Source organism: Arthrobacter sp. AK01, assembly GCF_021109375.1.
In the GTDB taxonomy this organism is placed as follows: domain Bacteria; phylum Actinomycetota; class Actinomycetes; order Actinomycetales; family Micrococcaceae; genus Arthrobacter.
This window is the reverse complement of record NZ_JAJOHP010000016.1, coordinates 1-23,108: the sequence shown is the minus strand read 5'-3', so window position 1 is coordinate 23,108 and position 23,108 is coordinate 1. Positions and strand designations below refer to the sequence as shown.

General features: G+C 64.1%; 18 protein-coding genes, 2 tRNA genes and 1 pseudogene. 9 read left to right on the top strand and 12 right to left on the bottom strand.

The window, feature by feature from the left end; all coding sequences use genetic code 11:
• Window positions 1-13: 13 nt before the first annotated feature.
• From LN996_RS07565 to LN996_RS07530, 8 genes are all read right to left on the bottom strand, one after another.
• On the bottom strand, window positions 14-670 hold the full coding sequence (locus tag LN996_RS07565; protein WP_231339809.1) for an NAD(P)-dependent oxidoreductase: 657 nt from the start codon (window positions 668-670) through the stop codon (window positions 14-16).
• 65 nt (window positions 671-735) lie between these two features.
• Window positions 736-809: transfer RNA gene (locus LN996_RS07560), tRNA-Met, on the bottom strand.
• 61 nt (window positions 810-870) lie between these two features.
• Window positions 871-942 (bottom strand) — tRNA-Thr (locus tag LN996_RS07555).
• 130 nt (window positions 943-1,072) lie between these two features.
• Window positions 1,073-1,573 (bottom strand): LysM domain-containing protein, encoded by a 501-nt coding sequence (locus LN996_RS07550; RefSeq protein WP_231339808.1) that lies wholly within the window; start codon window positions 1,571-1,573, stop codon window positions 1,073-1,075.
• Window positions 1,574-1,725: 152 nt separating this feature from the next.
• The gene (locus LN996_RS07545; RefSeq protein ID WP_231339807.1) at window positions 1,726-3,894 is read right to left on the bottom strand and encodes a DEAD/DEAH box helicase; all 2,169 of its coding nucleotides are present in this window, start codon (window positions 3,892-3,894) and stop codon (window positions 1,726-1,728) included.
• 401 nt (window positions 3,895-4,295) lie between these two features.
• A complete protein-coding gene (locus LN996_RS07540; protein WP_231339806.1) occupies window positions 4,296-4,949 on the bottom strand; it encodes an MOSC domain-containing protein in 654 nt (217 codons plus the stop codon).
• A 31-nt stretch (window positions 4,950-4,980) separates the two neighbouring features.
• Window positions 4,981-5,655 carry a response regulator gene (locus tag LN996_RS07535; protein WP_231339805.1) on the bottom strand — a complete coding sequence of 225 codons (675 nt, stop codon included), beginning with the start codon at window positions 5,653-5,655 and terminating at the stop codon, window positions 4,981-4,983.
• Window positions 5,652-7,178, bottom strand: a complete 1,527-nt coding sequence (locus LN996_RS07530) for an ATP-binding protein (RefSeq protein ID WP_231339804.1) — start codon at window positions 7,176-7,178, stop codon at window positions 5,652-5,654. Before LN996_RS07530 ends, LN996_RS07535 begins: the two co-directional genes overlap by 4 nt.
• A gap of 152 nt (window positions 7,179-7,330) precedes the next feature.
• Here LN996_RS07530 and LN996_RS07525 point away from each other — a divergent pair, with 152 nt between their 5' ends.
• Genes LN996_RS07525 through LN996_RS07515 form a run of 3 tightly spaced genes read left to right on the top strand, consistent with a single transcriptional unit; the run spans window position 7,331 to window position 10,769 of the window.
• Window positions 7,331-8,038, top strand: coding sequence for a Tat pathway signal protein (locus LN996_RS07525; protein WP_231339803.1), 708 nt, complete (start codon window positions 7,331-7,333; stop codon window positions 8,036-8,038).
• A 2-nt stretch (window positions 8,039-8,040) separates the two neighbouring features.
• Window positions 8,041-9,246: a glutathionylspermidine synthase family protein gene (locus tag LN996_RS07520; RefSeq protein ID WP_231339802.1), complete on the top strand. Its 1,206-nt coding sequence runs from the start codon at window positions 8,041-8,043 to the stop codon at window positions 9,244-9,246.
• On the top strand, window positions 9,243-10,769 hold the full coding sequence (locus LN996_RS07515; protein ID WP_231339801.1) for an APC family permease: 1,527 nt from the start codon (window positions 9,243-9,245) through the stop codon (window positions 10,767-10,769). The genes LN996_RS07520 and LN996_RS07515 overlap by 4 nt, the downstream gene beginning before the upstream one ends.
• 16 nt (window positions 10,770-10,785) lie before the next feature.
• Here the strand turns inward: LN996_RS07515 and LN996_RS07510 are convergent, their stop codons facing one another.
• Complete coding sequence (locus tag LN996_RS07510; protein ID WP_231339800.1) at window positions 10,786-12,132, bottom strand: glycosyltransferase 87 family protein; 1,347 nt, start codon at window positions 12,130-12,132, stop codon at window positions 10,786-10,788.
• Between the two features lie 131 nt (window positions 12,133-12,263).
• Here LN996_RS07510 and LN996_RS07505 point away from each other — a divergent pair, with 131 nt between their 5' ends.
• Window positions 12,264-13,439, top strand: a complete 1,176-nt coding sequence (locus LN996_RS07505) for an acyl-CoA dehydrogenase family protein (protein ID WP_231339799.1) — start codon at window positions 12,264-12,266, stop codon at window positions 13,437-13,439.
• A 70-nt stretch (window positions 13,440-13,509) separates the two neighbouring features.
• Here the strand turns inward: LN996_RS07505 and LN996_RS07500 are convergent, their stop codons facing one another.
• Complete coding sequence (locus tag LN996_RS07500) at window positions 13,510-14,121, bottom strand: TetR/AcrR family transcriptional regulator (protein ID WP_231339798.1); 612 nt, start codon at window positions 14,119-14,121, stop codon at window positions 13,510-13,512.
• A 150-nt stretch (window positions 14,122-14,271) separates the two neighbouring features.
• Between LN996_RS07500 and LN996_RS07495 the strand changes: the two genes are divergently transcribed.
• From LN996_RS07495 to LN996_RS07480, 4 genes are read left to right on the top strand one after another with little or no spacing between them, the layout of a single operon-like run.
• On the top strand, window positions 14,272-15,606 hold the full coding sequence (locus LN996_RS07495; RefSeq protein ID WP_231339797.1) for an ABC transporter substrate-binding protein: 1,335 nt from the start codon (window positions 14,272-14,274) through the stop codon (window positions 15,604-15,606).
• Entirely contained in the window at window positions 15,603-16,550 is a 948-nt protein-coding gene (locus LN996_RS07490) for a carbohydrate ABC transporter permease (RefSeq protein ID WP_231339796.1), read from the top strand. Before LN996_RS07495 ends, LN996_RS07490 begins: the two co-directional genes overlap by 4 nt.
• Entirely contained in the window at window positions 16,547-17,461 is a 915-nt protein-coding gene (locus LN996_RS07485) for a carbohydrate ABC transporter permease (RefSeq protein ID WP_231339795.1), read from the top strand. The genes LN996_RS07490 and LN996_RS07485 overlap by 4 nt, the downstream gene beginning before the upstream one ends.
• The gene (locus LN996_RS07480; RefSeq protein ID WP_231339794.1) at window positions 17,461-20,535 is read left to right on the top strand and encodes a glycoside hydrolase family 2 TIM barrel-domain containing protein; all 3,075 of its coding nucleotides are present in this window, start codon (window positions 17,461-17,463) and stop codon (window positions 20,533-20,535) included. The genes LN996_RS07485 and LN996_RS07480 overlap by 1 nt, the downstream gene beginning before the upstream one ends.
• 88 nt (window positions 20,536-20,623) lie before the next feature.
• Here the strand turns inward: LN996_RS07480 and LN996_RS07475 are convergent, their stop codons facing one another.
• Together LN996_RS07475 and LN996_RS07470 are read right to left on the bottom strand one after the other, a co-directional pair.
• Entirely contained in the window at window positions 20,624-22,006 is a 1,383-nt protein-coding gene (locus LN996_RS07475) for an MFS transporter (RefSeq protein ID WP_231339793.1), read from the bottom strand.
• Window positions 22,003-22,527: a helix-turn-helix domain-containing protein gene (locus tag LN996_RS07470; protein ID WP_231339792.1), complete on the bottom strand. Its 525-nt coding sequence runs from the start codon at window positions 22,525-22,527 to the stop codon at window positions 22,003-22,005. The genes LN996_RS07475 and LN996_RS07470 overlap by 4 nt, the downstream gene beginning before the upstream one ends.
• Window positions 22,528-22,748: 221 nt before the next feature.
• Here LN996_RS07470 and LN996_RS07465 point away from each other — a divergent pair.
• Window positions 22,749-23,108, top strand: a pseudogene (locus LN996_RS07465) (hypothetical protein); the annotation flags it as partial.

Here is a 23,108-nt window from a genome sequence, read left to right as displayed (position 1 = left end):
AGTCAGTCCCTGGTCAGTCTTGCGTGAGGGCGTCCACGACGTCCTCTGCTCCATCCTTGAACGTGATGGTCCGGCGGATGGTGCCCGGCAGTTCCAGGACTGCCGCGGTGACCAGGGCAACGTTGGCCCGCGAGGTCTGCGTGCCGTCGCCGGGGTTTTCCGGGTCCGTCTGGATCAATCCCGTGGCCGGCTCATCCGTCAGGGTTCCCGGACCTAGGACGGTCCAGTCAAGGCCGGTGCTGCGCAAGTAATCGTCGGCGGCCGCCTTAGCCTCCGCATAGGCGAAGAACGGGTGGTCCGACGGGACGCCGTGGTCTTTGGCGGCGCCGATGTAGGACACCATCACATACCGCCGCACTCCGGCCTGGGCTGCGGCATCCATGGAGCGGATAGCGGCATCCCGATCCACCGCATAGGTCCTGTCCGGATTGCCGCCGCCGGCCCCCGCAGACCAGACAACGGCGTTGTGTCCGTTGAGCGCCTGGGCGAGTTCCGCCGTCCTCGAGTTTTCGACATCCAGCACCTCGGCTGTGGCGCCGGTGTCCGTGACATCTGCCACATGATCGGGATTCCGGATGAAGGACGTGACATCGTGACCTTCGCCACTGAGGATGCGGGACAGATGCAGGGCCACTTTCCCGTGGCCGCCAATGATTGCGATTCGACTCATGAACCCATTCTGTCCCACGGAATGAAAAAAGACCCCGCAGGCGAAAGCTGCGGGGTCTTGCTCTGTAGCGGTGGGGAGGCTCGATCTCCCGACCTCACGATTATGAGTCGTGCGCTCTAACCAACTGAGCTACACCGCCACGAATGAGAAAAACCTGTGCCAAGCCGGTCAAAACCGCCTTGACACAGGCCCTCATTCAGAGCCCCCCACCGGAATCGATCCGGTGACCTCGTTCTTACCAAGAACGCGCTCTACCACTGAGCTAGGGGGGCAACGAGTAAATACTCTACCGGACGTTTTCAGAAGCTACAAATCGGCGAAAGACCGCGGAAAAACAACGCCGACACAATTTGCGAAGACGCTGTTCTGCTGATCTATTTCCTGCTGTTTCGGCACCTGATTTCAGGGCAGCCGGAGCACCTGTCCAGGGTAGATCCGGTCCGGGTTGGGAACGGTATCTGCGTTGGTTGCGATCAGCGCGCCGAGGTCCACCCCGAACTGGGCAGCGATGCCACCCATGGTGTCGCCTTGTTCCACAACTACCTCGGTGACCCGCGGGGCCACAGGTCCTGGCTGGCCGGACCCTGCTGCGGCCTCAGAGGCCGCCTCCTGCGCCTGCGGCCGGACTTCCGGGGCCCCGGGTTCCAGGCCCTCCTGTTCGGCCTCCTGCGCTGCTGCGGCGTCAGCGGTCGCCTGTTGCTGGGCGGCCTGCGCTGCTGCAGCCTCGGCTGCCGCCTTATCCTGAGCTGAAACCTCGACGGCGGCCGCATCCTCCGCTGCCTGGCTTACGGCCGTTTGGTCGTCCGGGGCCGCTTCCGGAGCGGCATGGTCCCTGTGATCATTTTCACCATGGACTTTGTTGCCGAAGCCCAGGTTCTTCCTCACGTTGTCCAGCAATCCCATGGAGCACCCTCCTGTTTCCTGTGGCAAGTCAGCCAGCCCCTTGATGGTACGGCGGGGCACGGGCGCATGTAACCCCGTTAAACACGTCGGGGGGCCGGCTCGAAAGCCGACCCCCTGACGGGAACTACTTGGTGTTTACCACCAGGAAGTGTTTACCACTTGCCCTTGCGGTTGAAATCGCGGTGTCCGCCTTCGCCGCCACTGCGGGGCTTGCGGGCGCCGTCACCGTGACCGCCGAAGCGGGACCCGCTGGCCTGGCCGCGGTCGCGGTCGCCGAAGCTGCCTGCGGTGCGCTCGGAGCGGTCGCTGTAGGAGCGGCCACCACGGTCAGCGGAGGTACGCTCGCCACCTTCGGACTTACGGAAGTCCTTCTTGAAGCCACCGTTGCCCTTGAAGTTGCCGCCACCACGGTTCTCGCGGTCGCCATAGCCACCACGTCCACCGGCGCCACCACCGGAGTAACCGCCACGGTCGCCGCTGGGCTTGCGGCCGTTATCCAGTTCGAGGTGGATCAGCTCGCCACCGATGCGGGTGCGGGACAGTGCACGCAGCTGCTCGGGGCTCAGGTCTGCCGGGAGCTCCACCAAGGAGTGGTCCGAGCGGATGTCGATGCCGCCGATCTGTGCCGAGGAGATGCCACCTTCGTTGGCAATGGCGCCAACAATGGAACCCGGCATGACGCGCTGACGGCGTCCGACGGCGATCCGGTAAGTAGCGTTGCCCTCGGTGAGAGCACGGGTCGGGCCACGGGAACCGAAGCCGTCCTTGGAGCGCTCACGCTTCTGGTACTCAGGAGCTGCGGGCAGTTCCTTGACCAGCAGGGGCTGTCCACCCTGGGCCATGACGGCCAGGGCTGCTGCGATCTCGGAAGCCGGAACGTTGTGCTCTTCCTCGTAGGAGGAGATCAGGTCGCGGAACGCTGCCACGTCTTCGGACGCGAGGGTCTCGGTGATGCGCTCAGCGAACTTGCCCAAACGCAGCGTGTTGACGGTCTCGGCAGTCGGGAGGTGCATCTGCTCCACCGGCTGGCGCGTGGCCTTTTCAATGGAACGCAGCAGGTACTTCTCCCGCGGCGTCATGAAGAGGATCGCGTCACCGGAACGGCCTGCACGGCCCGTACGGCCGATGCGGTGCACGTAGGACTCGGTGTCATGCGGGATGTCGTAGTTGATGACGTGGCTGATGCGCTCCACGTCAAGGCCACGGGCAGCGACGTCGGTGGCCACGAGGATGTCGATGCGGCCTTCCTTCAGCGCGTCAACAGTGCGCTCGCGCTGCTGCTGCGGGATGTCGCCGTTGATGGCGGCAGCCTGGAAGCCGCGGGACTTCAGCTTGTCGGCGAGGTCCTCGGTAGCCATCTTGGTGCGCACGAAGGCGATAACGCCGTCGAACTCTTCAACCTCGAGGATGCGGGTCAGGGCGTCCAGCTTGTGCGGGCCCATGACTTGGAGGTAACGCTGCTTGGTGTTGGCACCGGTGGTGGTCTTGGACTTCACCGAGATTTCAGCAGGGTTGTTCAGGTACTGCTTGGACATGCGGCGGATCTGGCCCGGCATGGTGGCAGAGAACAACGCAACCTGGCGGGTCTCGGGAGTCTGCTGGAAGATCTGCTCAACGTCATCGGCAAAGCCCATGCGCAGCATCTCGTCAGCTTCGTCCAGAACCAGGTACTGGAGCTCGGAAAGGTCCAGCGAACCCTTGGCGATGTGGTCGATCACACGGCCGGGGGTACCGACAACAACCTGTGCACCGCGGCGAAGGCCGGCCAGCTGCGGGCCGTAGGCCGAGCCACCGTAGACCGGGAGGACGGTGAAGTCGTCAATGTGCTTGGCGTAGGAGGTGAAGGCCTCGGCAACCTGGAGGGCAAGTTCGCGCGTCGGGGCCAGGACCAAAGCCTGGGTCTTGCGGGACGGGCCATTGAGGTCATGGAGCTCAGCCAGGCGGGACAGGGCCGGAACAGCGAATGCTGCGGTCTTGCCGGTACCGGTCTGGGCCAGGCCAACGACGTCGCGGCCTTCAAGCAGCAGCGGGATGGTGGCGGCCTGGATGGGAGACGGCTTTTCGTAGCCGACGTCCTGCAGGGCGGCCAGAACGCGACCGTCGATGCCAAGATCGACGAAGCGGACGCCTTCTTCTTCCTCTTCTTCTGCCTTGGGGGCAGGAGCTTCGGTGAAGGCGGGAGCTGCAGACTCGGCTGCAGCATTCTCGACGGGGGCAGCGGCAGCAGCCGGTGCTTCAACTTCGGCGGGCGCGGTGGTCTCCACTGCATCAGCGGACTCTACGGTCTGGGCGTCGAAGTTTTCGTTGAGATTTTCGGTCATAGGGGGAAATTCCTCATCCATAGGGCAGTCGGCGCGGCCCGGTTGGGCTTGGCCGCAGTACTCGTCGCGAAGGCAGGCAAAGTGCCCTGCTCCCGCAAGAAGTCCGGCGCTATCGCAATCCCATGGCAGGACTTCCCGCTGCATCTCTTGGCTGCTATCCCAGCAGTCTGTACAGCGTTTTCTTTAGCCGGCTCTCCCTATGAAAATGCCCGCACACAATTGCGGGCCCCAACACTTACCAGTCCTGCCTCAAGAATTGGGCAGGATAAAGGGATTTCCGGAGTGGGGGATATTTCAAGTGTAGGGCAAGGTGCGGCGTCACCGCGACTTAAGGCCCCATGATGGCCGGTGAGCTTGTTCACACTCGGCTTCCACACCCGCCCCGAGGCCATGAAAAGGCCCTAGAGGCCGTGGCGGCGAAGGACCTTCTCGAACTTTGAGTGGTACTCATCCTGGAGCCGGATTTCGCCGTCGGCTTCCGCGTCGAGCAGGACCTGGACGATGTCCGGCGTGGGCTCGTTGAACCACTGGCCCACCGTAATGCCGTGCTTGGGGACGAACGTGCGGTGAATGTGGTCTCCCGCCGAAATGGTCCCTGTCCTGATCACCCTCAGGTACGTCCCCACGCGGCCTTCCTGCGTGAAGCGCTTCACCCACTGCGGCTCCCCCAACGCCCTTTGGAACGTGGCGCACGGAACACGGGGAGACGTGACCTCCACTTCCACGTCCAGGCCAATCTTCCATCGTTCGCCGATCACTGCACCCGTGGTCTCGATTCCTGCAACGCGCAGGTTCTCGCCGAAGAGGCCAGCCGTTACCTCGCGCAGCAGCTCACCTGACCAGAAGTCCGCGTCCGCCTGCGAGTAGGCGTACAACGCTTGGTCTTCCCCGCCGTGATCGAGCCGGCTTGCCTGCACATCCCCGTGAAGTCCCAGTTTGTGGACCTTGACGGGACCTTCTACGGGGCGCTTGTCAATGGCCGTGACTCCCACGCTGCCGGTATCGGGCAGCAACTGGTGGACACGGCAGACGGCAACGAGGGAAGCGGTGTTCATGGGACCAGTCTACGGACGGCCCCAGGAAGGTTTAAGGATCAAAACGGTAGCCCATGCCTGCTTCCGTGTGCAGATGGCGCGGCTCCGCCGGATCCCGCTCCAGCTTCCGCCGCAGCTGGGCAATGTACACGCGAAGGTACTGGGTTTCCTTGGCATAGGCCTGTCCCCAGACCTGGGTGAGAATCTGCTGCTGGCTCACCAGTTTCCCCTTGTTCCGGACCAACAGTTCCAGGATGTTCCATTCCGTGGGCGTCAACCTGACTTCCGAGCCATCCTTGACAATCCTCTTGCCGGCCAGGTCCACCATGAAGTCGGCAGTGGCCAGGGTTGGTTCCTCATGTTCGGTGACGACACGGCGGGAGGCGACCCGAAGCCGGGCAAGCAGCTCATCCAAACCGAAAGGCTTGGTCACATAGTCGTCCGCACCGGCGTCGAGCGCTTCCACTTTGTCTTCCGACGCGTGCCGGGCGGACAGCACGATGATGGGCATGCTGCTCCAGCCACGGATGCGGCGGATGATCTCCACGCCGTCCATGTCCGGCAGCCCAAGGTCCAGGACCACGATCTCCACCGGCTGCTTGGCAGCGGCCTGGAGGGCCTCGGCCCCCGTGCCCACCGACAGCGCCTGGTAGCCGTGCGCCTGAAGGGTGATCTGCATGGCGCGGGCAATCCGGGCCTCGTCCTCGACGATCAGAACCAGCGTCATTGCGCGTCACCTGTCCACAGCGGCAGGGTGACCACCATGGTCAGGCCACCACCCGGCGTCGGCTCGGCGGCGAGCCTGCCGCCCATGGCCTCGCTGAACCCTTTAGCCACTGCCAGTCCAAGGCCGATGCCACCGCCGGAGCCGATTCCGCCCGCCGCGGTCTGTGACGGCGAATCACCAAAGCGTTGGAAAGGCTGGAACATGGTGAGGACTTCATCGTGGCCCATCCCCCTGCCGTGATCCACGATCCTCAATTCACTGGCGGGCCGGTCGCCCAACGTGATGCCGGCCCCGGCCCGGGCAGTCAGGACCACATCAGAGTCAGGCGCGTACTTCACGGCGTTCTCAACGATGTTGGCCACCACGCGCTCCAGCATGCCGGCATCAGCCTGCACCGGAGGCAGGTTGGCCGGAAGTTCATTGCGGAGGTGCTCCGGTGGAACACCCCGCAACGCTTGGGGCAGCACGTCAGCCCACACGATGCCGGTCAGCAACGGGTTGACCGCATCGGCCGTAATCCTGGACATGTCCAGGAGATTGTCCACCAAGTGATCCAGGCGGTCTGCGTACTCCTCAATGGTTTCCAGCAGTTCCCGCTCGACCTCCGGCGGAAAGCTCACGTCCTCCTGGCGCAGGCTGCTCACCGCGAGCTTGATGCCCGCCAACGGGGTCCGCAGGTCATGCGACACAGCGCGCAGGATGGACGTCCGCATTTTGTTGCCCTCCGACAGCCGCAGGTTGTCCCGGCGGCTCTTGACCAACTGCTGGCGTTCCCGCACGGCCACGACGAAGGCCCCGAAGGCGGCCAGCAGACGCTGGCGTTGAGGCGATAACGGACCGCCGCGCAGCAGCAGCGTGTAATGCGGATCGACGACGGCGGCGTGGTCGGCGGCGGCATGGGTCACCGGCGGATTGTGGCCGGCGCTCGCCAGCACCTGCCACGAAGGAGCCGCACCTGGCATTGCCGGCCCACCCGGTCCCGCGGAGCCCAGCAAGGTCACCGCTTCCATGCCCAGATTGCTGCGGACCTTCTCAAGGAACGTTTCCAGGCTGCCGTCCGAACTCAGGATTCTCAGGGCCAACTCGCTCAAGGCCGTGGCCTCGGCTCCGGAGCGAGCTGCCTCCTGGGCGCGCCGGCTGGCCAGGCCGACTGCCAGTGCCACGCCGCAGGCAACAGCAAGGAAGACCACAAGTGTGAACAACGTGGTGGGGTCGGCGATGGAGAGCGAGCCGACAGGATCTGCCGAGAAATAGTTGAGGAGGAAGCTTCCCAGCACGGCGGCCACCACCGCCGGCCACAAACCACCGATCGCGGCGACGGCAACCGCCACCGCCAGTTGCAGCAGCATGGTGATCGCGAAGTTACGGAAATCGAGGACCGTCACCAGAAGTTCGACGGCGGGCGGCAGCAAGAGCGCAAGGACCAAACCGGTGACCACCCGGCCTTGGCCGATGCCGCGAACCGGCGGCAGCCGCAGCAGCACGCCGTCGTCGCCGTTGCCATGTGCCTCTGGTGCCGCCATGGCTACATCCTTACATGGTTGGCCCGCTGGGTAGTTCTCCCCATTTACGCCCGTCACCGGTGCCGACGCCGCCTGCAAGGACTAGGCTTGCTCTGAGCATTCTGGTCCGGCGTGGCGCCGGACACTTCAACGGTCTATCCAGGGGGATACACATGGGCCCGAAAGACAGCCCTGACGCAGCCGGCAACGACGGCGGCAGCAGGGACAACAACGCCGACTTCGGAGCGGGCAACAATCCGCCCAAGCCCCCACCTTGGCAGGTGCCAAAGCCCGAACTCCACCCCGAGCTGTTTACGCCTGTCGAGGGCGGCCAGGAGCCGGCGAAAAGTACAGGCAAGGGCAAGAAGCGTCCGGTGCCTGCCGGTGCACCCCAGACCGGGAATGGCGCGCCGCAGCCCGGCCAACCCCTCCCCGTCGTGGACCCGTTCGCCAAGGAACGCGAGCGAGGAGCAGCTGAGGCAGCGAAAAAGAAGAAGCGTTCCCAGCGCCGCACCGTCGTCGTGGGCTTGGGCGTGACTGCCCTGCTGGCTGGAACCATTACCGCGATCGTTGCCAGCAATGAGCAGGAAGCGGACTACGCGCAGGTCTGTTTCAACGAGGAAACCGGCGAACGCGTTGACGACAACGAGTGCAACAACAGCAGTTCGGCCGGCCGCAGCTCCGCGGTCTATGCCTGGTACTTCTACTCCCGGGGAGCCAGTGTGCCCGCGGTGGGGCAAAACCGCAGCTCCTACCCGAGCTACACCAAGAACGTGCCTACGGGAGCAAAATCCTCTACCGGCTACAGCACCAAGGGCGGCACTGTCAGCCGCGGCGGTTTCGGCAGCAGCTCCAAAAGCGGCGGAAGCTCGGGAGGCTAGGCGTGCGTCGACTCTCCTCCGTGCCCAGGCCGGACTGGAAGCAAAAGATCGAAGAACAGGGCCTGGTATTTTCCACCACCACCATGCCCAATGGCCGCAAAATCGAATACTGGAACGAATCGGCCTATTACGAATTCACCATGGACGAGGTGGAAACCCTCGAGAAGACCGCCGAGGACATGCACATCATGTGCCTGGAGGCCGCGAAGTACCTGGCCACCGGAGCCATGGGCGATATCGGCATCGGGCAGCAGGCCCTTGAACTGGCTGGCGAGTCGCTGCTGGCTGCCGACATGGATATCTACGGCCGCTTCGATTTCATCTATGACGGCAAGGGCGGTCCGGCCAAGATGCTGGAGTACAACGCCGACACTCCCACCGGGCTCATCGAAGCCTCCGTTGCCCAGTGGTTCTGGCTCCAGGACGTTTTTCCGGACAAGGACCAGTGGAACGGGATCCATGAGGCCCTGATCCGGCAATGGAAGAAGCTGCAGTTCCGTACCGGCATGAGCACCCTGCACGTGGCCCACTCCGAAGCAGAGGAATCCGGCGAGGACTGGATGACAGCGGCTTACATGCGGGATGTCGCGAGCCAAGGTGGCTGGACCACCATCGGCATCAATATGTCCGACATCGGCTGGGACCCCAACCTGAACCGGTTCGTGGACCTGGACAACTTCATGATCAGCACCATGTTCAAGCTGTACCCGTGGGAACTGATGATGAAGGAGCCCTTCGGGCACCGCCTCCTGCAGCGCGCCCACAACCCGCGCTGGGTTGAACCGGCGTGGAAGATGCTCCTGTCCAACAAGGCACTGCTGGCCGCGCTGTGGCATCTCTACCCGGACCACCCGAACCTGTTGCCTGCATATCTTGGCGACCCGGGACCCCTGAAGGAATGGGTGGCCAAGCCGCTGCATGGGCGCGAAGGCGACAACATCCGCATCCACGCCCCCGGCATCGAGATCCAGCAACCCGGCGGCTACGGCCGTGAAGGCTGGTGCTTCCAGCAGTACCACTCCCTCCCGGACTTCGACGGCAATCATCCCGTCCTGGGTCTGTGGGTGGTGGATGGCGAATCCGTCGGCTGTGGAATCCGCGAATCCGATGGCCCCATCACGGACTACTTCTGCCGCTTTGTACCCAACACCATTGACTCCCCCGCGCCTGTCGCGCCCACTGCTACTTCCTACGGAGCCGCACTATGAGCACTGAAACCTCGACGCCGGGTGGCGGCCAAGCGGGCGGCGACCGTACCGCCGTCGTACCTCCCAAAGGCCTCCACGCCGGGATCCTGGACCTTGGCGACTCCGTCATGTTGGGCCTGGCATCCACCGCACCCGTCTATTCGTTGGCCGCGACCCTGGGGCTCATTGTTGCCGTCAACGGCAACTACACGCCGCTGATCCTGATCCTTGGCTTCATCCCGGTCCTGTTCATCGCCTACGCCTTCCGTGAACTCAACAGCGCAATGCCGGACTGCGGCACCACGTTCTTCTGGGCCCGCAAGGCCTTCGGCCCCTGGGCCGGCTGGCTGGGCGGCTGGGGTGTGGCATTGGCTGGCATCGTGGTCCTGGCCAACCTGGCGCAAATTGCGGGCAAGTACCTTTGGCTGCTGATCGGCGATGGTTCCCTGGCTGAGAACACATGGCTGGTGACGGCAACCGGCGTGCTGTTCATCGTGTTCATGACGTACGTGAACCACCGTGGCATCCGGCTGGGTGAGCACGTCCAGCGCACGCTGACATACATCCAGTACATTTCGCTGGGCATCTTTGCTGTGGCCATCATCGTCCGGATCGCCGGCGGAGCACCCGAAGGCCAGGCCTTCGACTTCGAATGGTTCAACCCTGCCGGCGCGTTTGCCGATCCCGGTGCTGTGGTCCACGGTGTCTTGCTGGCGCTGTTCATTTACTGGGGCTGGGACACGTGCCTGGCGCTCAACGAGGAAACAGAGAACCCGGCCAAGACTCCCGGTCGCGGCGCGGTCATCTCAGCCTCCGTCCTGGTGGCGATCTACGTTTCCGTTGCCCTGCTGGTGATGATGTACGCCACGATTGGTACCGACGGCATCGGCCTGGGCAACGAAGCCAACCAGGACGACGTCTTCCTGGCCATGAAGGACGTAGTGCTGGGCCCATGGGGCTGGCTGATCATTGTGGCTGTGCTGGCATCGGTCCTGTCATCGACGCAAACCACCATTCTTCCCACGGCACGCGGGACATTGTCCATGGGCGTGCACGGTGCGCTTCCGGCGCGGTTCGGTAAGGTCCACGAACGGTTCATGACCCCGGGCTTCTCCACGCAGGTCATGGGTGCGGTGGCCGTTGTGTACTACGTGGCCATGAGCTTCCTCAGCGAAAACCTGCTGTCCGACTCCATCAGCGCCATCAGCTTGTTCATTGCGTTCTACTACGCCCTGACCGGGTTCTCCTGCGTGTGGTTCTTCCGCTCCACGCTCCGGGACTCCGCCCGGAACCTGTGGTTCCGTGGCATCCTGCCGTTCCTGGGTGCGCTGTCCCTGACGGCTGCGTTCTTCATCTCGGCCGTCCAAATGTGGGACCCGGCCTACGGGGACACCCGGATCTTCGGCATCGGCGGGGCTTTTGTCAGTGGCGTGCTGCTGTTGGCCCTGGGCGTTGTGCTGGCTGTGGTGTGCCGCTTCGCGCCGTCAACCCGTGGCTACTTCACAGGTGAGCGTGCCCAGGTTGGCGTAGTAAGCGGCGAGTAGGCTGCGGTCCGCGGGCTTAGCGCTGCCTCAGGGCCCATCGATGGAGGCGGGCAGGCACGTCCACGTCACGGATGGAATTACGCCTGAAGGCGCCGAACCAGCAAACCAGGATTGCCACAGCGCAGAACACACCCGCGCTGGACGCCATGATCCAAAGCCCGGGTGTCTGGACGTTGAGGTCAGTGGACCCCAGCGCCAGGCCGATGGTCTTGGGCGAAGAGAAGAACACCAGCGTCGATACCGCGAGGACTGCGCCCATCACCATCCGCTGGGTCCTGTAACGGGCAGGCGTTTCCTTGATGGTCCATGCGAATGCCGGCAGGACCACGGCCATCCAGACCCAGTGGTGGGACCATGAGACCGGGCTGATGAGCAACATGGCAAGTGCCGTCGTCGAAATTGCCGTCACGCGTGCGCCTTGGACGCTGGCGGCCCTGATGAGCAACGCAGCCAGGACAATGGTGGCAAGGCTCAAAGCGAGCCAAGGCACGGTCACAGCATCGTGTGGAACACCGAAGTGCAAGAGGGCACCCTTGATGGAGAGGTTGTCGACGTACCCCGCGCCGCCAATACGTGATGTGTCGGGGAGGATTTCCAGCCAGAACTGCAGGGATTCTGCGGGTCGCAACAGCCAGCCGAGCAGCACTGTGCCAGCGAAACCGATGGACATGTTAACCAGCCCACGCCAGTCCTTGCGCATCAGGAAGTACAAGCCAAAGACCAGCGGCGTCAGTTTGATGCCGGCGGCGACACCCACCAGGAAGCCGCTGCTCCGGAAGCCGCGGCGTTTGGAGAAACCGCCCAGAAGGTCGATGACCATCAGGCCCATGAGCAGGATGTTGATCTGCCCGAACGCCAGGGTTTCGCGCCACGGCCCCAGGAGCAGGACCGCCAGGAACAAGCCAGCTGCTACCCAGCAGCTCTTGGTGGAGGCGAGCGCGCTGCGCAGGTCAGGCTTGGACGACCAGTACCTGACGATCGTGACAGCTACCCACGCAGCCAGGGCCACACCGGCAATGTTGAACAGCATGAGCGCGGCAGTTTGTGGCAATCGCGCCAGCAGCCCGAAGACAAGGGCTGCGAAGGGCGGGTAGGTAAACGGGAGGTGCGGCCCGCCGGCAGAAGCGACGCTGGGACCGTAGAGGTCCGAAGGCGAACCGCCTGCCTGGTTCAGGATGCTCCCGCCGAACCAGTAGACGCTGAAGTCCAGGCCCTGCTTGGCCCAGTCCGCGAGCATCATCCAGACGGGAACCACTACCACGGCCAGTGGCAACAAACGCAGCAATACCGAGGATCGTGGTTCATCTTTGCGCGGCGTTGCGGCATCCGCCGTGGTCCGTAAATCGACGTCAGGCAGTGCCATGCAAATTCCCCCAAGATAACCGAACAGCAACGGGGGAAGTGTGCGACCCCCGCACCCATACTACTGAGGCACTCCCCCGGCCTGCCTGCCATGTGCGACAGCACACATGCCGGCGGCCATAGGATGCTGGCATGAGCGATTCAACGACGAACACCTCCGACGTCCTGGCCCTCGACTCACTGCTGACCGCGGACGAGCTTGAACTCCGCGAAAAGGTCCGCGACTTCACTGCCCACCGCATCCGGCCAAACATCGCCCGCTGGTACGAGGACGCAGTTTTCCCGCGTGATATCGCTCCCGAGTTGGGCGAGCTCGGCGTCCTGGGTATGCATTTGGAGGGTTATGGCTGTCCCGGCCGGACCGCCGTCGAATATGGTGTGGCAGCGATGGAACTGGAGGCCGGCGACTCCGGGATCCGCACCTTCGTTTCCGTGCAGGGCTCACTCGCCATGACAGCTATCCATAAGTGGGGCTCGGAGGCGCAGAAGCGGCAGTGGCTTCCACGCATGGCGGCCGGCGAGCTGATTGGATGCTTTGCCCTGACGGAACCGACAGCGGGTTCGGATCCTTCGTCCATGACGACCTTTGCCCGCGAAACGTCCGACGGTTGGGTCCTGGACGGTGCCAAGCGGTGGATCGGGCTCGCGTCGATTGCTGACGTCATAGTGGTGTGGGCCAACACTGAGGACGGTATCCGCGGCTTCCTGGTTGCCGCTGGAACCCCCGGGGTAGCGGCAACACCGATCGAGCCAAAGCTATCCATGCGCGCGTCCGTTCAGTGCGATGTGACGTTCGACGACGTGCGGCTTGGTCCAGATGCCATCCTCCCGGGTGCCATGGGACTTCGGGGACCATTCTCCTGCCTGAACGAGGCGCGCTACGGAATCGCGTGGGGTGCCATGGGAGCCGCACGCGACTCCTACGAGGCTGCGTTGGACTACGCAGGCAACCGACTCCAGTTCGGACGCCCGTTGGCGGGCTACCAACTGACGCAGGAGAAACTGGTGAACATGCTGGTGGAAATCCAGAAGGGCACCATGCTGGCCCTGCACCTGGGCCGCCTGAAGGATGCCGGACACCTTCAGCCACAGCAGATTTCCCTGGGCAAGCTGAACAACGTCCGCGAGGCCATCAAGATCGCCCGCGAAGCGCGGACCATCCTCGGCGGGAACGGCGTCACCCTCGACTACTCACCCCTGCGGCATGCCAGCAACCTGGAATCCGTGCGGACCTATGAAGGCACGGACGAGGTCCACACCCTGATCCTGGGCCAGCACATCACAGGCATCGGGGCTTTTCGCGGCTAACGCACCCAACCAGGTTGCAGCACATGTCGGTTTGGGCCCCCAACGGGACATGTGCTGTTACCTGGTTGGGTCAGGCCTCGGGGAGGACCAGGAGCTTGAAATAGCCGCGAAGGCCCTTGACCACGTCCACGTCGTCGGGAGCCAGCAACCACTGGGTCTGGAGCCCGTCCCACAAGGCAACCAACGACATGGAAGCTTCATCAGGATCAACTCCGGGGCGGAGCCTGCCCTCGGCCGCCAGTTCAGCGAAGCGGCGGCCGTAGCTCCTCCGCAAGCGTTGGTAGCGCTCCGTGAAGTACTCCCGACCCGGGTGGCCATCAGTGACGGACTCGGCGCAGAGCACCGTGTACAGCTCGATGACGCCCGGAATGTCCTCGTTGAAGAGCGCTGTCCGGATCACGGAGTCCACCAGGCCTTCCTCCATGTCATCGGGGAATGAGCCGCCGGTGATTTCATCGCGGCGCTTCAGGACTGCCATGAGGAGGTCGCTCTTGGACGGGAAGTAGTGCAGCAGGCTTGTCTGGCTCAGGCCTACGCGATCGGCAACGTCCTGCAGGGATCCCCCGCGGTAACCACGGGCAGCGAACACCGCATGGGCAGCGTCGAGGATGGTCCGACGCCGTTCCTCGGATTTCGCGTACGGGCCCCGCCTCGCTGCGCGGCCCACGTCCTTTGTGGTCATGGCTAGTCAGTGTACATGCGTGTTACATCCTCGAATATGAAATTCGAGTAAGTACTCGAATTTTCTGTTACCGTGGTCACACTTGCCGCTGCCGGGACCCACGAATCCGCGCGCCGGCATAGTCAACCTGACACGAAGAGGTGAAGGCTCATGACCCGTTTCACGCGAAGACAACTCCTGGGCGCAGGCCTGGGTACAGCAGCCATGGGCCTGCTGGCCGGGTGCGCTACTCCAGGAACCCAGTCCGTCAACGCTGCCCCAACCATCCCCGCTGCCGGCGGGCCTGTGCGGCTCACCTACTGGGCTTGGCTCAAGGATTTCCAGAACGTTGCCGACATCTGGAATGCCGCCAACCCGAACATCCAGGTGGACGTGGTGTGGATTCCAGGCGGCAATGCCGGCGGATACCAGAAGCTCTACTCGGCCCTCGCTGCAGGCGGCGGACCGGACCTCGCCCAGGTTGAACTACGCTCCATTCCCGAGTTCATGCTGGTCAACGGGCTGGTGGATCTCTCCCGCTACGGTGCCGACCAGCACGCGCACCTTTACGACCCCACGCTGTGGAAGCAAGTCAGCTACACGGGCGGAATCTACGGCATCCCCCAGGACTCCGGACCAATGGGCATGTTCTACCAGCCCGCCATCATGGACAAAGTGGGCGCAAGCACCCCGGAAACCTGGGATGAATGGGCCGGCGTTGCCACGGAGCTAAGGGCGGTTGACACCTATCTGGACTGCTTCCCCATCAGCGATGCCTCGCCGTTCGCTTCGTTTGCCGCACAGGCCGGGGCCGCCTGGTTCCGTCCCGAAGAGGACGGCTGGGTCATCAACATGACCGACGACGCCACGCTGAACACCGCGCGTTTCTTCGACAAAGCGATCGACGACGACCTCGTCACCACCGCGTATGGCGCCTTTTCGCCGGGCTGGTTCGCTGCGGCAGGCAAGGGCGGCATTGCCTCGACCATTACCGGAAGCTGGGGCGATGCCCTGGTTCAGGGCGTCAGCGGCTCCGAGGGAAAATGGCGGGTTGCGCCCATGCCCACGTGGGGCGGCACCGGGTTCGGTTCCACCTACCTTGGCGGTTCCACGGCTGCCGTCCTCGCCAACAGCAAGCACCCCAGGGAAGCCCTCGAGTTTGCCGTGTGGCTGACCACATCCAAGGAGGGAATCGACGCCGAGATCAAGAACAGCGGCATCGGCTGGTCCCCCAATCCCGACTTCATCGGATCGGACCGCCAACAACCGTCGGCGTTCTTCGGCGGTCAGCGCTACAACGAGGAAGTCTTCGTCCCTGCCACTCAGCAGCAGAACCCTGACTGGTCCTGGTGGCCGGTGACGCAGCAGTCCTTCAACATCCTCAGCGACGGTTTCCGCAAGAAGGCGTTTGGGACCTCGTTGGTGGATTCCATAGCCGCCTCGGAACAGCAGATCATCACCGTTTTCAAGAACAAGGGCCTCACCATCCGGAAGGAAACGGCATGACGACTACCCGCACTGCACCCACTGTGCAGCGTCCCGCTACAGCGGCCCGGAGTGGCAAACGTACGGGTGCTGCCGGACGCGCACCCTGGCTCCTGCTGGCACCGTTCCTGGGGCTCTTCATCCTCACGTTCCTGCTCCCAATTGTTGTGGCCATCATGTCCAGCTTCACCAAGGTGACGCGCAGCGGCCTGTTCGGCGAAGCCGGCGTGACCAGTGAGTTCGCCGGTTTCAGCAACTACGCCCAAGCATTGGCAGACGGCAGCTTCGTCGCCTCGATTGGCCGCATGCTGCTGTTCGGCATCGTCCAGGTGCCCGTCATGATTGTCCTATGCACCGCGTTGGCACTCATGCTGGAATCGGCCTCGGCAAAGTGGCCGGGTTTCTTCCGCGCCGCCTATTTCCTCCCGTACGGTGTGCCCGGCGTCATCGCCACCATCCTGTGGTCCTTCTTGTACGTGCCCGGACTCAGCCCACTGTTCGACGCAGCCAAGATCGTAGGCCTGACGCCCGATTTCCTGGGTGCCAACAGCGTGCTGTGGTCAATCGCCAACATCGTCACGTGGAGCTACACGGGCTACAACATGCTGATCATCGTGGCGCAGCTCAAAGCCATCCCGGTGGAACTCTACGAGGCCGCCAAGGTGGACGGGGCCTCCACGTGGCGCGTGGCCCGCAGCATCCAGCTCCCCCTGATCCGCCCGGCCCTCATGCTCACTACTGTCTTCTCCATCATTGGAACCCTCCAGCTCTTCGCCGAGGCCCAGGTCCTCAAGACTGTAGCCCCTGCCATCGACAGCCAATACACGCCGAACCTCAGCGCCTACACCACGGCCTTCGCCTATAACGACTACAACGTCGCAGCAGCCCAGTCGGTCATCATCGCCGTGGCCGCGTTCGCCCTGTCCTTCGCCTTCCTCGCACTGACGAACAGGAAGTCATCATGACCGTCACAGCCACGAAACCAACCACCGCACCGGTACGCAGCAAGCCTTCTTCCGGTCCGGACCGCTCAGCCGGACGACGACGGTCATCCACCATCATCGTCACCGCACTTTTGGTGGTGGTGGCCCTGTACTTCCTGATTCCCGTGTACTGGGTCTTCGTTGCCTCCACCAAGTCCACGGCGGATCTCTTCTCCACCAACGGCTTTTGGTTCGCGCCAACGTTCTCCTTGTGGGAAAACATCGGCCGGGTAGTCAGTTACGACAACGGCATCTTCGGCCGCTGGTTCCTGAACTCCGCGATCTATGCCGGCGTTGGTGCGCTCCTGGCCACGTATTTCGCTGCCGCTGGAGGCTACGCACTGGCCAAGTACGAATTCCGTGGCCGGAATCTGGTCTTCGGCACCATCCTGGGTGGCGTGCTGGTTCCCGGCACGGCCACGGCGTTGCCCCTCTTCCTGCTGTTCAGCCAGATGGGCCTGGCCAACACATACTGGAGCGTCCTGTTGCCATCGCTGGTCTCGCCGTTCGGCCTGTTCCTGTGCAGGATCTACGCGCAGGCCACCGTGGACACCTCGCTGATCGAGGCCGCCAGGATCGACGGCGCCGGCGAACTCCGTATCTTCCACACCATCGGGCTCAAAGTACTGACCCCGGCACTGGTGACCGTTTTCCTGTTCCAGCTGGTGGGTATTTGGAACAACTACTTCCTGCCGCTGGTCATGCTCTCCGACTCAGAGCTCTACCCCATCACCCTGGGGCTGAATAACTGGCTGAGCCAGGTTGACCGCTTGCCCGAATTCTATGAACTGACCACCGGTGGAGTGTTGCTCTCCATCATTCCGCTCAGCATCGCCATGGTTGTCCTGCAGCGCTTCTGGCGCGGCGGACTGACAGAAGGAGCCGTTAAATAATGTCCGACGCCAGCTACATCACAGACACCGGACCGGGATCCGGGAACCGCCTCCCTGCCCGCTCCTGGCTGCACACAGATGCTCCGACCCTCTCCCTGAATGGACAGTGGCGTTTCCGGCTCCTCCCGGGCGCACCGGGAACCCCGGGCGGCCGCGGTGTCCTCCCTGCGGGCGAGGCAATCGAAGGCATCGCTGAGGAGACCCTGGACGATTCCGCGTGGGACCGGATTCCCGTTCCGGCGCACTGGGTCCTGGAGGGCGACGGTAACTACGGACGGCCCATCTACACCAACGTCCAATTCCCGTTCCCCACTGATGCTCCCCACGTCCCGGACGATAACCCCACAGGCGACTACCGCCGGAGCTTTGAGGTACCGGAACACTGGAGCGCCGCCGGGAAGACAATCCTGCGTTTTGACGGCGTCGAATCCCGGTACAAAGTGTGGGTCAACGGCCTTGAGATCGGCGTTGGCACGGGCAGCCGGCTGGCACAGGAATTTGATGTCACCGAAGCAATCCGTCCAGGACACAATGTGCTCGCGGTCCGCGTTCACCAGTGGTCAGCCTCCAGCTACGTCGAGGACCAGGACCAGTGGTGGATGCCGGGCATCTTTCGGGACGTCACGCTCCAAGCACGTCCGGAAAAGGGCATCGACGACGTCTGGCTGAGGACATCCTTCGCCAATGGCGCGGGCACCATCGACCCCGAAATCACGGCCGATGCAGCCGCCTACCCCATCCGGTTGTCCGTCCCCGAGCTGGACGTCGACGTCGTATGGTCCTCCCCTGCCGACGTCGCCCCGGTGGCGATCACCGCCGTCGAACCCTGGTCCGCGGAGGTTCCGCGTCTGTACAACGCGACGGTGGCAAGCGAAGGCGAGACCATCTCCCTGCGCCTGGGATTCCGCACGGTGGAGATCAAGGGCGACCAGTTCCTGGTGAACGGCCGGCGCGTGGTGTTCCACGGCGTGAACCGCCATGAAACGCATCCGGACCGCGGCAGGGTCTTCGATGAGGACTTCGCCCGGGCCGACCTTGCCCTGATGAAGCAGTTCAACGTCAACGCCATCCGCACCAGCCACTACCCGCCGCACCCCCGTTTGCTGGACATCGCCGACGAGATGGGCTTCTGGGTGATCCTGGAATGCGACTTGGAAACGCATGGCTTCGAACGGCATGGCTGGGTGGGCAATCCCAGCGACGACCCCGCCTGGCGCGAAGCATATGTGGACCGGATGGAGCGCACGATGGAACGGGACAAGAACCACCCGTCCATCGTCATGTGGTCCCTCGGAAACGAGTCCGGCACAGGTTCCAACCTGGCTGCCATGTCCGCATGGGCCCACGCCCGTGACACCGGCCGGCCCGTCCATTACGAAGGCGATTACACCGGCGCTTACACGGATGTCTACTCGCGCATGTACTCCTCCGTTCCTGAGACTGAGGCGATTGGCCGCGACGATTCCGGCTCGCTTTTGCTGGGCTGCTCCGCGGCAGAGTCCGCACGGCAGCGCACCAAACCGTTCATCCTGTGCGAATACGTTCATGCCATGGGCAACGGCCCGGGCGCGATCGACCAATACGAGGACCTGGTGGACCGCTTCCCGCGGCTGCACGGCGGGTTTGTCTGGGAGTGGCGGGACCACGGTATCCGCACCACCACCGCCGATGGCACGGAGTTCTACGCCTACGGCGGCGACTTCGGCGAGGTTGTCCACGACGGCAACTTCGTGATGGACGGCATGGTCCTGTCGGACTCCACGCCGAGCCCGGGGCTCTTTGAGTACAAGCAGATCGTCGCTCCCCTGCGCCTGAACTTCAGTGCGGAGACGCACGACGGCGGCACTCGCCGCTTCGTCTCCGTCGCCAACCTGCGGCACACGGCCGATGCGTCCGACGTCGTGCTGCGCTGGCGCACCGAGGTGGACGGCCTTGTGCAGGTCTCCGGAGAGCTCGACGTCGTCACGTCAGCGGGCACGCCCCTGGCCGCCGGCGATACGACCCTGATCGAACTGCCGGAGTTCGCGGGCGCGGCATCCGGTGAGTACTGGCTCACGGTGGAGGCCGCCCTGGGGAAGGACACTGCGTGGGCCGAGGCCGGGCATGTGATCTCCGCGGCGCAGCTGGATCTGACCGAAACCCGTCCCCTGAGGGGACCCCGTCCCCTGGCATCATCCGAACGTAAAGCCGACATTGCGGAAGGCACCGTCTCGCTGGGCCCCGCCGTCTTCGAGGACGGCCGGTTGGCCTCCCTTGCCGGGCTTTCGGTATCCGGACCGCGGCTGGAGTTGTGGCGGGCACCCACGGATAACGACGCCGGGGCTGGCCGCGGCAGCTACGACCTCGCCGATCCATGGCTCAACAACGGCAACGGAACGCCTGCCCCGTCCATGGAATCAGTGTGGCGTGCTGCTGGCCTGGACCGGATCACCGCCCGGGTTGAGAAGGTTTCCGCCGACGAAACCGGCGTGGTGGTCCACACCCGCTACGCCGCCGCCGACGCCGCCCGTTGGGTCTCTGTGGAGGAGAACTGGCAACTGTCCGGCGGCGAATTGTGGCTTCGTGTGGAGATTGTTCCCAGCACCGGCTGGGACATGATCTGGCCACGCATCGGCGTCCGATTCGATCTGCCGGGCTCCGTGGACGGAGCTTCATGGTTCGGCGCCGGGCCCCGTGAATCGTACCCGGACAGCATGCACGCGACGCTGGTGGGCAGGTATTCGGCAGGCATTGACGAGCTCACGGTGCCCTACGCCAAGCCACAGGAATCGGGTCACCGGAGTGCTGTGCGGTCGCTTGACCTGCAGCAGGCAGGTACTCCTTGGCTGAAACTCGACGCCGCCCCTGACTCCGGTGGCCGCCTGCCGGGCTTCACTCTCGCCCGGCACACGGCACAGGAAATCTCAGCAGCCGGCCACCCGCATGAGTTGGCGGCGAGCCAAGGCAGTTACCTGTACCTCGACGCCGCCCAGCACGGCCTCGGATCCAGGGCTTGCGGACCGGACGTGTGGCCGGACCATGCACTGCGCCCTGAGGCCCGTACCCTGACGTTCCGGATCACCGAAGCGGGCTAGGACTCCCGTTGTGGGGCCCGCTATGCGCGCTTTCAGGCACAAATAGCGCGCAGAGTGGGCCCCGCAACCGGCCTCAGGCAACGTCTCATCAGGCGACCGCGACCGGTTCCTTCTTTGCGGCATCCTTACGAATGGTGGCGCTGATGACTGCGGCCACTGTGCACATGGCTGCCGCTCCGAGCCAGGCGTAGTTGTAGTGCCCGGTGGCGTCGCGAATGAAGCCGGCGGCGAGTGCGGCTGCCGCGGCGCCGAGTTGGTGGGCAGCGAACACCCAGCCGAACACCACGGAACCGTCAGCGCCGAACACTGAGCGGCAGATCGCCGCAGTCGGAGGCACGGTGGCAACCCAGTCGAGCCCGTACACCACTACGAAGATGATCATGCTCGGCTCTACGGATGAGCCCAGGAGCAACGGCAGGACCAGCAGCCCGATCCCACGGAACTGGTAGTACACGGCCAACAGGATCTTGGGGTTGAAGCGGTCGGTCAGCCAACCGGATGCGATGGTCCCCACGATGTCGAAGATTCCGACGACGGCCAACAAGCCTGCCGCCGTGGTTTCGGGCATTCCGTGATCGTGGGCGGAAGGTATGAAGTGTGTCCCGATAAGCCCGTTGGTGGTGGCTCCACAAATGGCGAAGCCTGCGGCCAATGCCCAGAACGTCCGGACCTTGGCCGCCCGCTTGAGGACCTGCAAGGCACGGATCGCGGCATTGGCGGAGTCCTTCGGAGCAGACGAGGCAACCTCAGCGTCAGGCTTGCCTGCCGACGTCGCGGGTGATCCGGCGTCGGCGGCCTTCACCTCAGGTGCCTCGGCGCCGTAGGGCAAAACCCCGACGTCGGCCGGTGAGTTCCGCAGCCAGCGCAGCACCAGCGGGACAACCGCGAGCGCACCCGCGGCGATAAGCAAGGAGGCGCCCCGCCAGCCCGGGTTCTGGGCCAGGGCGGCAATGAAGGGAAGGAACACCAGCTGCCCGGCGGCACTGCCGGCAGTCAGGATCCCGATCACGAGCCCACGGCTCTTGGCGAACCAGGTGTTGGCGATGGTGGCCGCGAAGACCAGGGCCATGGAGCCCGTACCGAGTCCGATCAGGAGCCCCCAGGTCAGCAGGATCTGCCAGGACTGGTTCACGAAGACAGTGAGGGCCGAGCCGAGGCCGATGAGGCACAACGCGAGCGAGGTGACCTTGCGGATACCGAAGCGCTCCATGAGGGCCGCCGCGAAGGGTGCGGTCAAGCCGAAGAGGACCAGATTGATACTGACGGCAAGCGACAACACCGTGGTGGACCAGCCGTACTCCTGCTGCAGCGGGACCATGAGCACGCCGGGCGCTGCACGGAAACCGGCTGCTCCCACGAGGGCAAGGAACGCCACCGCGGCGACAATCCAGGCCGGATGCAGTCGCCGTCGTTTGCCGGTGGGAGCGCCGGTTGTTCCGGGCGGTGTCCCTGTGACGTCGGGAGCGGTCATGCGGAGATCTCCGTTTCGATGGTGCGGGTGTTCTGTGGCGCGATGGCCAACGGCAGTGGATGGTCGCTGCGTTTGAGGCTGTGCCAACTGGTGTTTGCCGCGGTGAGTCGAGTGCCGCAATGCGTGCAGGTGTCTGCCGAGGACGTGGCCTGTCCGCAGTCTGTGTGGATGACCTTCATATGGGACACCTCGCTGGGTGCATCCAGGTGCTTTTCGGCCCAGATGATGATGGCGTTGAGGACAGGCAGCGCGTCCTCGCCCTTGGGCGTGAGGATGTACTCCTGCCGGGTGCGGCTGCCGTCCTGGTAGGGGCGCTGGGCCAGGAGGCCGGACTCGAGCAACCATCCCAGCCGCTTGCTGAGGACGTTGTCCGCAACCTCGAGGCGCTTTTTGATCGCGTCGTACCGGCCGTTGCCGAAGAAGATTTCCCGCAGGACCAGGCTCCCCCAGGGATCGCCAAGGACGTCGAGGCCGCGGGCAAGGCTGCACGTACGGGCGGACCAGTCGGAACGAAGAGGCATGCGGTCAACGTAGCTGACTTTTCTAAAGAAAGCTAGGTTGTTTCTACTTCCCGGCCTTGTTTGACGCCGGCGGGACGCTACATCCAAGTAGCGCCCCGGAAAAAGACGAGTATCCCCACAAGGTTCACATCGGCCGGGGAGTTCCTACAATCGAAAGTGTCTGGGGATTCTGAATATCCGTTCCGGCTTTCCTAGCGGATCCACTCCCGCTTGGAGTTCCCATGGCTCTGCAGGGCGATCCACAATTGCACATTCCCCCAGCGTCGGAATCACCCTCCCGCTTCAGGCGGGCAGTGCCGGGCGTCACCCTCAAGGCCCTTGTGGTGGCTGGAACCATGATTGCGGCCATCGCCATGACCCCGCAGCTCCCGGGCATCGATTTGCCGCAACCTGCCGATCCGTCCGCTGCCCGCGACTCCATGCCCTTCGCGCGCCAGGCTTCACCCGCCGTCGTCAGCGCAACCGTGGAATCGGCCGCACCGGCCCAGCCGCCTCCAGCCGGGCCACCCGCCGAAGCACCTGAACCGCCACCGGCCGCACCGGCCCCACCCGCCGTCGTGGTTCCCCCCGCAGAGGCGGCC

Coding starts and splice junctions, on each gene's coding strand:
- LN996_RS07565 (WP_231339809.1), bottom strand. CDS start 670: ATGAGTCGAATCGCAATCATTGGCGGCCACGGGAAAGTGGCCCTGCAT.
- LN996_RS07550 (WP_231339808.1), bottom strand. CDS start 1,573: ATGGGATTGCTGGACAACGTGAGGAAGAACCTGGGCTTCGGCAACAAA.
- LN996_RS07545 (WP_231339807.1), bottom strand. CDS start 3,894: ATGACCGAAAATCTCAACGAAAACTTCGACGCCCAGACCGTAGAGTCC.
- LN996_RS07540 (WP_231339806.1), bottom strand. CDS start 4,949: ATGAACACCGCTTCCCTCGTTGCCGTCTGCCGTGTCCACCAGTTGCTG.
- LN996_RS07535 (WP_231339805.1), bottom strand. CDS start 5,655: ATGACGCTGGTTCTGATCGTCGAGGACGAGGCCCGGATTGCCCGCGCC.
- LN996_RS07530 (WP_231339804.1), bottom strand. CDS start 7,178: ATGGCGGCACCAGAGGCACATGGCAACGGCGACGACGGCGTGCTGCTG.
- LN996_RS07525 (WP_231339803.1), top strand. CDS start 7,331: ATGGGCCCGAAAGACAGCCCTGACGCAGCCGGCAACGACGGCGGCAGC.
- LN996_RS07515 (WP_231339801.1), top strand. CDS start 9,243: ATGAGCACTGAAACCTCGACGCCGGGTGGCGGCCAAGCGGGCGGCGAC.
- LN996_RS07510 (WP_231339800.1), bottom strand. CDS start 12,132: ATGGCACTGCCTGACGTCGATTTACGGACCACGGCGGATGCCGCAACG.
- LN996_RS07505 (WP_231339799.1), top strand. CDS start 12,264: ATGAGCGATTCAACGACGAACACCTCCGACGTCCTGGCCCTCGACTCA.
- LN996_RS07500 (WP_231339798.1), bottom strand. CDS start 14,121: ATGACCACAAAGGACGTGGGCCGCGCAGCGAGGCGGGGCCCGTACGCG.
- LN996_RS07495 (WP_231339797.1), top strand. CDS start 14,272: ATGACCCGTTTCACGCGAAGACAACTCCTGGGCGCAGGCCTGGGTACA.
- LN996_RS07490 (WP_231339796.1), top strand. CDS start 15,603: ATGACGACTACCCGCACTGCACCCACTGTGCAGCGTCCCGCTACAGCG.
- LN996_RS07485 (WP_231339795.1), top strand. CDS start 16,547: ATGACCGTCACAGCCACGAAACCAACCACCGCACCGGTACGCAGCAAG.
- LN996_RS07480 (WP_231339794.1), top strand. CDS start 17,461: ATGTCCGACGCCAGCTACATCACAGACACCGGACCGGGATCCGGGAAC.
- LN996_RS07475 (WP_231339793.1), bottom strand. CDS start 22,006: ATGACCGCTCCCGACGTCACAGGGACACCGCCCGGAACAACCGGCGCT.
- LN996_RS07470 (WP_231339792.1), bottom strand. CDS start 22,527: ATGCCTCTTCGTTCCGACTGGTCCGCCCGTACGTGCAGCCTTGCCCGC.